Origin of the sequence: Ligilactobacillus acidipiscis, from assembly GCF_900116935.1 — a bacterium.
GTDB lineage: Bacteria > Bacillota > Bacilli > Lactobacillales > Lactobacillaceae > Ligilactobacillus > Ligilactobacillus acidipiscis.
On sequence record NZ_LT630287.1, the window covers coordinates 414,685 to 427,051 of the forward strand.

The 12,367-nt window shown below is 39.9% G+C and carries 7 protein-coding genes; 5 read left to right on the forward strand and 2 right to left on the reverse strand.

Annotated elements, in window-relative coordinates; translation table 11 throughout:
• Positions 1-214 precede the first annotated feature (214 nt).
• The gene (locus tag BQ5903_RS01920) at positions 215-1,456 is read right to left on the reverse strand and encodes an ISL3 family transposase (RefSeq protein WP_079578423.1); all 1,242 of its coding nucleotides are present in this window, start codon (positions 1,454-1,456) and stop codon (positions 215-217) included.
• Between the two features lie 327 nt (positions 1,457-1,783).
• Between BQ5903_RS01920 and BQ5903_RS01925 the strand changes: the two genes are divergently transcribed.
• The 4 genes from BQ5903_RS01925 (at position 1,784) to BQ5903_RS01940 (ending at position 9,777) form a co-directional block, all read left to right on the forward strand.
• The gene (locus BQ5903_RS01925) at positions 1,784-5,530 is read left to right on the forward strand and encodes a PHP domain-containing protein (RefSeq protein WP_010498714.1); all 3,747 of its coding nucleotides are present in this window, start codon (positions 1,784-1,786) and stop codon (positions 5,528-5,530) included.
• A 68-nt stretch (positions 5,531-5,598) separates the two neighbouring features.
• Complete coding sequence (locus tag BQ5903_RS01930) at positions 5,599-6,570, forward strand: S66 family peptidase (RefSeq protein ID WP_010498715.1); 972 nt, start codon at positions 5,599-5,601, stop codon at positions 6,568-6,570.
• 396 nt (positions 6,571-6,966) lie between these two features.
• Positions 6,967-8,601: a peptide ABC transporter substrate-binding protein gene (locus BQ5903_RS01935; RefSeq protein WP_079578620.1), complete on the forward strand. Its 1,635-nt coding sequence runs from the start codon at positions 6,967-6,969 to the stop codon at positions 8,599-8,601.
• Positions 8,602-8,676: 75 nt separating this feature from the next.
• Positions 8,677-9,777: a P1 family peptidase gene (locus BQ5903_RS01940; RefSeq protein WP_010498717.1), complete on the forward strand. Its 1,101-nt coding sequence runs from the start codon at positions 8,677-8,679 to the stop codon at positions 9,775-9,777.
• Positions 9,778-10,301: 524 nt separating this feature from the next.
• On the opposite strand, the gene BQ5903_RS01945 is transcribed toward BQ5903_RS01940, so the two are convergent.
• The gene (locus BQ5903_RS01945) at positions 10,302-11,012 is read right to left on the reverse strand and encodes a glycerophosphodiester phosphodiesterase family protein (RefSeq protein ID WP_010498718.1); all 711 of its coding nucleotides are present in this window, start codon (positions 11,010-11,012) and stop codon (positions 10,302-10,304) included.
• Between the two features lie 368 nt (positions 11,013-11,380).
• Here BQ5903_RS01945 and BQ5903_RS01950 point away from each other — a divergent pair, with 368 nt between their 5' ends.
• A complete protein-coding gene (locus BQ5903_RS01950) occupies positions 11,381-12,340 on the forward strand; it encodes an IS30 family transposase (RefSeq protein WP_010500073.1) in 960 nt (319 codons plus the stop codon).
• Positions 12,341-12,367: the final 27 nt, after the last annotated feature.

Below are 12,367 nucleotides of genomic sequence, written 5' to 3' on the forward strand. Positions count from 1 at the left end.
AAAATTTAGTATCCATGTGTTAAAGAGACGGAAATTTTTTCGGGACTTTGTCAAATAGTGTTGATGGTCCATAGAACTCTATCTTTATGGTAGGGTTCTTTTTTTACTGCCATAGCTAGATTAAAGTGTTTGGGTTGGGAGGCAGGTGCGGGTCCGAAGCGTAGCGAAATGGGCCCGCACCTGCCTCCCACAGTGTTGACCTAAATTTTTTATCTTAGGCATGGATCAATTTGATGCGGATAAAGAAATGCCTTAAGTTACTGAATCCGTAACAGCTACGTTTAAGTTCTTTGATCTTGCGATTGATCCCCTCTAACGGCCCATTAGAGTAGTCATAGAGACAAGCGTTCCTGATCCCTAAGTAGTTCTTTTGAATGGTCCTCATGACGGTATCCATTTCAGTACCATTGGGACGGTAGTTCATAACTAATTGTTGTAAAGTAGCCCGATCGCGGTTGCGAATAAAGGTTAAGATCGTTTGATAGGTCTGATAGTTTTCTGCGAACTGTGGAAAATTCTTGAGTCCCAGATCGACCACATTTTGGGCAGTCGTGTATTCATTTAATCCCCGATAATATTTAACCTGGGAGGTCTCAAGTTGATTTTCAGCTAAGTGGAATAAGCGCCAGTTGCTTTTTAAAACTTTATAGTTGCGGTCGTGGTGGTCGTTGATCCCTTTTAAAACACGCAGCCGTTCATGGTCAAGTGCCCGACCCGCTAACTGAACAATATGGAAACGGTCAAAGACGATCAGTGCGTTAGGAAAAAGACGACGGACGAAAGTCTGATACTGTGCATTCAGATCCATGGTCACCAGTTGAACTTTTTGACGCTCAGAAAGTGTATAAGTATTGGTGAAATACTCGCGGATCGTCTGCGAGAGACGATCTGGCAATAAGGCGACCAAATCATGTGTTTTTGCGTCAATGCAGATAAAAGAAAAGCAGTTCTTAGTTGAACGAAATTCGTCAAAGCTGAGAGCTGTCGGCAGCTCTTTTGGCGTTACTAAAGCCCGCTGATCCTTATACAAGATCCGTTGAACCGAGGAAGCTGAGATCCCCACGGCCTGGCTGATCGTCTTGACTGGCAGTGAGTTCTTAGCTAAAGTCGCGATTTCGTGGACTGCTTGGCGGGTGATCGAGTGCCGAGGCGGAGCGAGCTGCGTCTGCGCGCTAAAAGTATGGTGGCAAGTTCGGCACAGATAACGCTGTTTGCGCAGGTTCATGCGGAGCGGTTGTTCACCTAGGCTGGGCAGTTTCATCTTGGTCAGGCGGGTCCCATTCTGAACAAGATTCGTGGAACCACAATTAACACAGCGTTCGACGGGGTAAGTCAGCGTAGCTGAAAGCAGTTTTTCGTGAACTCCGGCCTGTGAAAAATCAGTACAAGCTGAAATTTTGATATTTGGGTCTTGGATATTGAGTAAATTTAGGATAGAATCAGTTTGGGACATCATTTATACCTCGCTTTGATTTGGTTTTATCGCTTTAATCGTAGCATATGAGGACAAATGATGTCCTTTTTTGTACAAAAATAGTGCTGATGAACGCTCATCAACACTAAAAAGTTTAGACCCATTTTTTCGTCTCTTTTTTATTAACACAATTGCACTTAAAAAGGGAGCGAGTGGGCTAAAGTAATTCTTACAAACGAGTACACCGCTAAAAAACAGATCAAATAATAGCTGCAAATAAATTACTAAGTTCTAGTGGCTCAAAGTCGCATTGATTTTAAAATAGAGTGTACAATGTCAGTAGGAATAACCATGAAAGGAGCGTGCAGAATGGCAGGAACTTATTTTGGAATCCATAATCATACAGCTATGGGCTCCAATAATCGATTTTTAGATTCGATCAACGAAGTGGCTGAAATTATCGAAGCAGCTCATGAAAAGGGACTAGCTGGTATTTCGTTAAGCGACCATCAGTCATTGAGCAGTCATGTTCAAGCAGAAAAGTATTTAAAAGCGCATCAAGATGAACTGGGGGATTTTAAAGTAGCTTATGGCGATGAAATTTATTTAGTTGACAGAAAGACAGACGAGCAGGCTAGAGAAAATAAGGAAGCAGTTCCTTTTTACCATTTTTTGCTGACCGCTAAAAATGAGCATGGTTATCAGTTTTTAAGACAATTAACGACTCAAGCATGGATGGATAGCTTTTTTGCAAAAGGAATGCGCCGTTTGCCAACTTATTGGGATTGGCTGGAAGCTAACTTGCCAGCATACCGAGGAGATATTATTGCTTCGACAGCCTGTTTAGGTTCAGAACTTTCGCAAACGATTTTGCATGGGAGCAAAAGTCAGGCCCAAAAATTAGTAGAACGTCTGGCCAACTTGTTTGGTGCAAAAAATTTATATTTTGAAATTATGCCGGCCAAAACGCCTGAGCAAATTACCGTTGATCGAGCATTGGTCGATCTTTCTCTTCAGACGGGGATCAAATATTTGATTTCAACTGATGCACATTACATTGATTTACGTGATCAAAACAGCCATGAAACATTCTTGAAATCAGAAAATCAAGGTCGTGATGTTAAAAGTTTCTATTCGTATGCTTATTTATTTTCACTAGCAGATTTGAAAAAATACTTGCCAGAAGATGTTGTTACAACTGGTACAGCTAATTCATTAGAACTGTTAAAGCAGATCGAGTCGTATAGTTTAAAACATACCCAGGAGATCCCGACGACTCCATTACCGGATTTTCAGGTGGTGAGAGACACTGAGTTTAGCGTGGATCTTAAGAAGTACCCAGCAATCAAGTATTTCTTTACTTCTACCGCAACTGCGGACCAATACTTTTTGCGGTTGCTGGTAGATGCAATGGAGTCCAAAAAGCAACCGCTAGATCAGATCCATTTACAAAGGATCAATGACGAACTAAACGCGATCAAAGCCGTCAGTGAATACCTTGGTGCACCATTAGCGCAATACTTTTTAACTATGCGTCGTTTGTTGCAGATCGTGTGGGGTACAAGCTCCCTAGTTGGACCTGGGAGAGGCTCTGTTGGTTGTTTTTATACTGCCTATTTACTTGATATTACACAGGTCGATCCAATCAAGTATGAGCTGCCATATTGGCGGTTCTTGTCTGCTGAACGGGCTGATGACTTGCCAGATGTCGATACAGATACTGAAGGTGCCAAACGTGCGGATATTATTGAAGCTTTCAAAGAATATTTTGGTAGTGACCATGTCTTGAACTTTTGCACTTTTAATACTCAAGCGCCGGCGTCTACTGTATTAACTGCTTGCCGTGGTTTGGGTGTTGATTTGCGTGAATCGCGTAATATCGTAAATTTGCTGCCGAAAGAACGGATGGTGGCTTGGCCGATCAAGGATGCTATATATGGAAATAAAGAAAAAGGCCGTCGTAGTTCTCAGGACTTCATCATGGAAATCGAAAAGATCCCTCATTTGAAAGAAACGATGTTACAGATCGAAGGGTCAGTCCGGGGGATATCTCAACATGCGTCGGGTATTTTGATCACAAATGAACCCTATACCAAACATAATGCAATGATGAAAACTCAGTCAGGACTGGAAGTTACACAGTATGATGCCGCTGATAGCGCTTATCAAGGCGGATTAAAATACGATATTTTAACTTTGAATGCTTTAGACCGGATCCATGAGGCAATGAGGTTATTATTACGCGATCATAAAATAAAATGGCAGGGTGATTTAAAGTCGACCTATGACAAGTACTTTGCTGTGGATCGCTTGGAAATGGATGCTTCTGAAATGTATGACATGTTATTCAATGGCGATGTGATCAATGCCTTTGAATTTAGCAGTTTAACGGGTAGAAGGACATTGCTAAAAATGAACGCCAGAACATTTGATCAGCTAGTCGCAGCCAACGCACTAATGCGTTTAACTGTTGCTGAAGGTGAACAACCGATCGACCGTTACCTACGCTATCGCAAAGATTTGTCAAAATGGGACGCTGACATGAAAAATTATGGTTTGCAGCCAGCGGAGATTTCTTTGATGAAACAACATTTGCAGAAATTTTATGGTGTTTGTTATTCTCAAGAAACACTAATGGCATTAACGATGGATCCGCAGATCACAGGCTTTAATTTGTTGGAAGCCAATCATTTACGCAAGTCAATTGCTAAGAAAAATCAAGAGCTTTATCAACAAGAGAAAAAACATTTTTATGCTAAAGGGCATGAGCTAGGAACTTCAAGCTCTTTATTAAATTATGTGTGGGATACATGTGCAGAACCAGCTAAATATTACAGCTTTAACTTAGCACATGGTACCACCTACACCTTAGTATTGATGGTTGAAATGAATATTGCTTATCGTTTTGGACCCGTATACTGGAAGACAGCTTGCTTGTCTGTTAACAGTGGGATATATGGCGAAGTTTTTACAGGAGCAGATTATGCCAAAGTTAGTCATGCGATCGGTCAAATTCCGGGTACAGTAATGAATCCGGATATTAACCGTTCGGACTATGGATTCTTGCCAGATAGTGAAAACAAGAAGATCTTGTTTGGGCTGTATCCAATTGTTGGTATTGGTAAAGATGATGCTCGTACTATTATAGAACACCGGCCGTATAGCTCCTTGGAGGACTTTCTAGAGAAAACAGAACTGGCCCCGAAAAAGACTGTGACTTTAATAAAAGCTGGTTGTTTTGACAGCTTGAATGAGGATCGCCGCAAAGTTATGGAAGAATTAGTCAGAAAAATTACGCCGCAAAAAAAGAAGTTAACGACAGTTCAAGTTCCAAAGATCGCGGCAGATATTCCAGAAAAATATCAAAAAGAAGTTGAACTGGTATTATTTCGTAATAAAATTACCGGCAGAAATAAGGTCCCAATGAATGAGGAGCTGCAACAAGAGTTTTTTGACAAATATGAAAAAGATTATTCTGCTGATTCAAACGCAGGTTGGCAAATGAATGATGGTCAATTGTCGATCGATGTTAAACAATTCGATAAGTGGTATAACAAGAAAATCAAAAATTTAAAATCCTGGTTAAAGACTCCGGAGGCTACTAAGATAGAGACACGCCAAAATATGCGCAAATTTTGGAAGGAAAACTGTTTAGGAAATGATGCGTCTTGGGAAATGGAAGCTTTGTCGTTTTATGTTAAGCGCCATGAGTTAGATTATACTACGATCCCCGCGCTGTATCAGACTGTAGATTTTAACCAACTTGGTGATGAACCGACACCGATCGGCTGGGCGAGTGGTAAGGGCAGCCCTCGGCCTGAATATCAGCGCAATGTGATCGCTGGAACTGTGATAGACAAGGATCCTCGTAAAAATATGATTTTTCTTTTGACTAAGACAGGGATAGTGAATGTCAGGTTAGGCAAGTATAATTACCGGAATTATGACAAACGAACAAAAGAAAGCCAATCGTGGTTTGAGCGGGGAACTAAACTTTTAGTGGTTGGATACAGAAAAAACGGCGATTACTACGCGAGTGCAACTAAAAGTAAGTATAAGGCACCCTTAATGAAAATTCAGGGCTATGGTGAAAAAGCCTGGGTCAAAGAAAAGTAACAAATTTCTTGTTAAGTAGACATAGGTTATGAAGTTCAGTGAATATATCCTAGGAGGATGGTGTGAACATGGATATTATTAAACCGGCTAGATTAAAGCGTGGAGATGAAATAAGGATAGTAGCACCGAGCGATTCTTTGCAGAGAGTTGGCGGAATGGAAGCTAACTTACCTGCCCAGAAAAAAATAGAAAGTTGGGGCTACCATGCCAGCTTTGGAGATAATGTGCAAGAAATGGACATCCAAGGGTCATCAAGTATTACTTCACGAGTGGGAGACTTGCACCAAGCGTTTGCTGACGATAAAGTTAAAGCGATCCTTTCTGTGATCGGGGGGCAAACTTCAAATGAACTACTTCCGTATCTGGACTATGAGCTGATTGCTAAACACCCTAAAATTATCTGCGGTTTTTCTGATTTTACTGCTCTGTGTAATGCAATCACGGCCAAAACAGGACTGGTAACTTATTACGGCCCAGCATATGCAACACTTAAAATGGGCGGAAAACAGGGCGATTATCAAGATAATTATTGGCACCAGGTCCTCACGCATAGTGGTCGAATCAAATTGCAAGCTTCACAGACATGGACAAGTGATGCGTGGTATGATGATTCCGTTAAGCACGATTATCAGCCAAATGAATGGAAAACATATAATTCTGGTGTTGCTGAGGGAATAACGGTCGGTGGCAATTTGAATACATTGTATTTGTTGCAAGGAACACCTTATCAACCTGTTTTAGACGATCGAATAATACTGGCTGAATTTGCGGAAGAAGGACATTGGAGCGAATTTTCGCGAAATTTGGCATCATTACTTCAAATAGCTCGCCATCCACGCGCTTTGGTTATCGGAAGGTTCCCGAAAGAATCGGAAATGACTAAAAAACGTCTCTTCTATATTTTAGATAAGTTTCCACAACTAAAAAAGATTCCAGTTTTGTATGATGTGAATATAGGTCATGCTCAACCGATCATGACTATTCCGATCGGTGCAGAAATCAAAGTGAACACTAACAAAAAAACGATCACGATTATTTGAAGAGACTATAAAATGAGATACATTATAAAAAGCGTGTTTTTACTGCATTTTTTGCAAAGAAAACATGCTTTTTAATGATTAATTAAGGTCAAAGTTGAGCAAAATGTTGTTGGATCAACTGCTTATTATGCAAACGGTTTTTAAATTAGGTGCCAAGAAATTGCATTTTATTAAGTAAAGTTATTTCAAAAGTTTGATTAATAAAACGTTGATTTAACGGTCTTTATGTCTAAGGTTTGTTTAGCGTGCAAGCACTTCATCTAAAGCTGAAAATAATTCGTGCAACCAGCGTGTCTAATAAAGTTATTATTATTCTAAGAAGTTTATAATTTTATTAACAAAAAGTGGAATGAACAGCCGTTTGAAATAAATAGTTGTTTAAGGAGGTCTTCATAAATGTATCTTTTTAACCATAAATTAGTCACGGTTTCAACACTTTGTTTGGTACTGTTTTTGACAGCTTGCGGATCAAACAACAAGAATGATAAAGCTGATAAACAGGTCTTGAATTGGAACGAAAAAACTGAGTTGCCAACGATCGATCCGTCGTTGGCAATGGATGGTACCAGCTTTGATATGTTAAATAATAGTATGGATGGACTATATCGCTTAGGTAAGAAATCGAAGATCACGCCGGGCTTGGCAAAGTCAGCTAAGGTTTCCAGTGATGGTCTAAAGTATACTTTTCAGCTGAGAAGGAATACTAAGTGGAGTAACGGCGACACGGTGACTGCTAAAGATTTTGTTTATTCTTGGAGGAGGACCGTTGACCCGAAAACAAATTCCGGCTACGCTTATTTATTCGATGGAATAAAAAATGCGACTGATATAAGTAATGAGAAAAAAGCGGTTGATTCACTGGGGATCAAGGCCGTGGGTAAGTATAAACTTGAAGTCAGCTTAGATAAACAGATCCCTTATTTCAAACTATTGATGGGCTTCCCCATCTTTTTCCCACAAAACGAAAAAGCTGTTCAAAAATATGGCAATAAATATGGAACTGCTTCGAAATACATGGTTTATAATGGTCCCTTCAAAATGTCCGGTTGGACAGGTACTAATTTAAATTGGAAATTGATCAAAAACCCAACATATTGGGATAAGAAAGCCGTCAAACTTTCTCAAATCAATTTTAAGGTTAATAAAAGCACGACAACATCTTATAATTTGTATCAATCGCGCAAGTTAGATGAAACTGAATTGAGTGCTGAACAGGCTAAGGCATTAAACAAGAAGAAAGGCTATCAAGTTTTGCCTTCTGCAACCACATATTATTTGGGATTCAATAAAGAAAATCACAGCGGCCTTGAGAATAAAAAAATCAGACAGGCCATTTCATATGCGATCGATCGCAAGCAATTCGTTAATAAGGTCTTGGGTAATACTGGTGTGGTCTCCAAAGGGATCGTTAGTTCGAAGTTAGCTAGTTATCAAGGAAAAGACTTTGCGGATGAAGCACAAACAACAGCCGGTGTGTCTTATGATAAAGATAAGGCTCAAAGGTTGTTAAAAGAAGGCTTAAATGAGATCGGCAAAAAAGAATTGAAGTTAAACTTACTGACAGATGATACAGATGCAAATAATAAAAATGTTGAATTTCTACAAAGCCAGATCGAAGAACATCTTGACGGAAAAGTTAAAATCTCAACGACGAGCGTGCCATTTAAAACCCGACTTGCACGGTCTACAGCAGGAGATTATGATTTAGTTTTGCAATATTGGGGGGCTGATTTTGCTGACCCGATCACTTTCTTACAAATATTTTCAGGAGATAATCCTTCGAAAACAGGTGGCTGGAAAGACGTGACATTTGATAAGTTGATCAAAGATTCGATGACTGTTCATTCGATGGACCAAGGAAAACGGTGGAATGACATGCTCCAGGCTTCGAAAATATTAAGTGAACAACAAGTTATTGCTCCTCTTTATCAAGCAAAAACACCAGCCATGATCCCCCCGAAAGTTAAGGGCCTGATCATGAATACAGCTGGAGTATCTAATAACTGGAAATACACTTATATTAGTGAGTAAAGCCAGTCTGCTTTTTAAAATTCTAGTATGTTATGATAATGCTAACTAAAAAAAGCAATATACGGGGGAATCTACATGGGTTTGAATAAGGAGTTCTTGGATCAGATCAGTGGTACTAAGCCGGGGGAAAATAACCTGATCACCGATGTCCCAGGAGTAACAGTGGGACAACACACGATCATCACAGGGCGGTTAAAAACAGGAGTTACAATAGTTGTTCCCACGATGGATAATGTATTCGAGCATAAACTCGCTGCAGCTGATCAGGTGATCAATGGTTTTGGCAAAAGTACAGGATTAGTCCAAGTAGAAGAACTCGGTACGCTTGAAACACCGATCGTCTTAACTAATACTTTGTCGGTCGGCGTTGGTTATAATTACTTGGTCAAAAAAGCCTTAGCGGAAAATGAAGAGATCGGATTAGCTACTGGGACTGTGAATCCAGTGGTGATGGAATGTAATGATGGAGCAGTCAATAATATTCGCGACCTCGGGGTAACCGAAGAAGGTTTTGCCCGAGCTTTTGCTGATCGCGGCGAGCGGTTTGAAGAAGGTTGTGTTGGCGGAGGAACAGGCATGTGCTGTTATGATCTTAAAGGCGGGATCGGTTCTGCTTCACGCCAGATAGAAATTGATGGACAGACCTTTACAATGGGGGCCTTAGTGATGTCAAACTACGGTTATGTTTCTGACTTGGATATTTATGATCATCAGGTCGGACATAAAATCAGTCAATTGCCTGAATATCATAAACGAGATGAAGATGGCAGTATCATTACTATTATCGCGACAGATATTCCATTTAATTCACGTCAACTGAAGCGGATCGCCAAACGTTCCAGTGTGGGGATCACTAGAACAGGTTCTTTTATCGGCAATGATTCTGGTGAGATCACCTTGGCTTTTTCGACAGCTAACAAGATCGAGCATTCACCTAAACAGCAACTATCAATGCAAAAGGCTATCTCTGATGATCAAATGGATCGTTACTTTAGAATGACAGTTGCAGTGGTTGAAGAAGCAATCTTAAGTTCTTTGGTACATGCTAAGACAACAATTGATCGTAAGGGACAACAACGTTTAAGCTTGGCAGATGCCCTCGCTAAGGTCCAATTACAAGCGCAGGGTACAGACAGTGATGTAGCAGAGTTACAAAAAATGTTAGGCTTAATATAAAAACAAGGCGGAGAAACTCGATCAGAAGACGAGTACTAGGGGACTTTAACACCATATTGCGAACTTGGCAATGGTGGTGGTGAAGTTGGCTAGGCACAGTGTTCTGAGTTTCGGAGCCTGACTAATAAAAACAAGGCGGAGAAACTCGATCAGGAGACGAGCACTAGGGGACTTTGACACCATATTGCGAACTTGGCAATGTGGTGGTGAAGTTGGCTAGGCACAGTGTTCTGAGTTTCGGAGCCTGACTAATAAAAACAAGGCGGAGAAACTCGATCAGGAGACGAGCACTAGGGGACTTTGACACCATATTGCGAACTTGGCAATGTGGTGGTGAAGTTGGCTAGGCACAGTGTTCTGAGTTTCGGAGCCTGACTAAAAAAACAAGGCAGAGAAACTCGATCAGGAGACGAGCACTAGGGGACTTTAACGCCATATTGTGGTGATGAAGTTGGAAGCTCTTATCTGTCACAATCTAACTAAGAAACCCGCTGTTTCTTGTAAGCAGCGGGTTTGCTATGATTTTAGTTAGTTATTAACTGTGTCTTTTTTTCGAATTGATCTCGTAAGCGGGTGATTTTTTCAAAGTCGTCAGTAATGATGCCAGTGATCCCATGCTGTAACAAAAGTTTAGCTTTGTGTTCATCATTGACCGTCCAAACTCTTTGTATAATTCCGGCTGATTGGTAGTGCTTTAAGTGTAGACCGCTCAACCCCTCTTTTTTGATCGTCTTTTCTGGATGAAAGATCCGATGAGATGACAAAAAATTATAATTTTGATGGGGATCGATCTGACGGCAGTTACGCAGTGTTTGCAAATCAAAAGATGAGTAGATCATTGGGTGAACTAGGTTAGTTTCTTTTACCATTTGTAAAACTATTTCTTCTATTTGGGGATAATGTATCTTGTTTGTCTTAAATTCTAAATTAGCATAAACGTTTTGCCCGGCTAATAATGAAAGGACCTCTTTCAAAGTCGGGATCGGTTCACCGTTAGCGAGATGGAAATTACGCAATTGTTTAAGTGTGTAATCATGGACACGACCACTGCCATTGGTGGTCCTATCAAGAGTTTCGTCGTGGATCACTACGGGTATCTGATCTTTGGACAAATGAACGTCAAACTCAAGTCCGTCAATATGATGAGCTAAGGCATACTTAAATCCAGCTAAGGAATTTTCAGGGAAATCAAAGGGTGCACCACGATGTCCAAAAATTAGGGTATGATCAGTCATTTTAGCTCTCCTTTTAGAATAATTATTGTTAACTGTATTATACGTGCTGACTGTAATAGCTGAGTGATAAGTTTGTAACGAATACGTCAAACATCAGCTGCTCTATCTCGTTTAACAAGCACACATTCTAGCACACTCAAGTGGAGAATTAAAATAATCAATTTGTTTAAAGAAAGTCTCGCTTTTTAAATAATGTTATAGAGAAACAGAAAAGAGTATTCAAAATGTTGACCTGTTACTCATCGGTGTCCTTACAAATTTCTAGTAGCTGATTTTTTTAGTCGTCGTTTGTAAAATTAAGTTAGAAATAAAAAAGCCATTTGTGGTAGACTTTTGAATATCCCTAATCAAAAGAGAGGTAACCACAAATGACTTATAAACATCTTACCACACGTGAATTAACCTTTATATATAATTTTTGGAAACAAGATATTAAAGCCTATCATGCCGCTAAAGCTCTTAAACGTTCCAGCGAAACCGTTTATCGTGTTTACCGGTTTCTAGATGCTGGTAATTCAATTAGTCAATTTCAAGAAAATCATCGAGTTAATAAAACTCATTGCGGTCGAAAAGCAATTGAATTACCAGAAGATGAAACCAAATACATTAAGCAGAAACTCGCATTAGGTTGGACCCCTGATACGATTATTGGTCGAGCTGAGATACAGATCAGTTGTAGTATGAGAACCTTATACCGACTTTTTCAAAGAGGTGTTTTCAATGTGAAATTGTTGCCAATGAAAGGTAAAAGGCATCCAAATGGTTACGTTGAACGGCGTGGTAAAGCTGGCCGACTCGGCAGAAGTATTTATCAACGCTATCAGGATTATCCTCATTTTCAACATGAATTTGGTCATTTAGAAGCAGACACCGTCCAAGGCAAAGCACATCAAGGTGCAGTTATGACCTTAGTTGAGCGTCTCTCCAAAGTTGAAATCATTTTAAACATCCAACAAAAATCGGCTGAATGCGTTAATAAACATCTTAATCAATGGTTGTCCCAACAGCCAAAACACCTTTTCAAGTCAATTACTTTTGATAATGGTAAAGAATTCACTGGTTGGAAAGAAATCGCAAATAAGCATGATATTAGTACTTATTTTGCCGAAGTTGGGGCTCCTAACCAGCGTGGCTTAAACGAAAATAATAATGGACTAATTAGACGAGATGGTCTCAACAAGAGCATGGATTTTCGCAATTTACCAAATGCTTTAGTTCAACAAGTCAGTAGCCGGCGTAATCATATTCCAAGAAAATCATTAAATTATAAAACACCAATTGAGGTATTCATGGAAAACATCACAGATAAACAGCTATGTTATTTCTAACTTAATTTGACATTTCAAGAGTGAAAA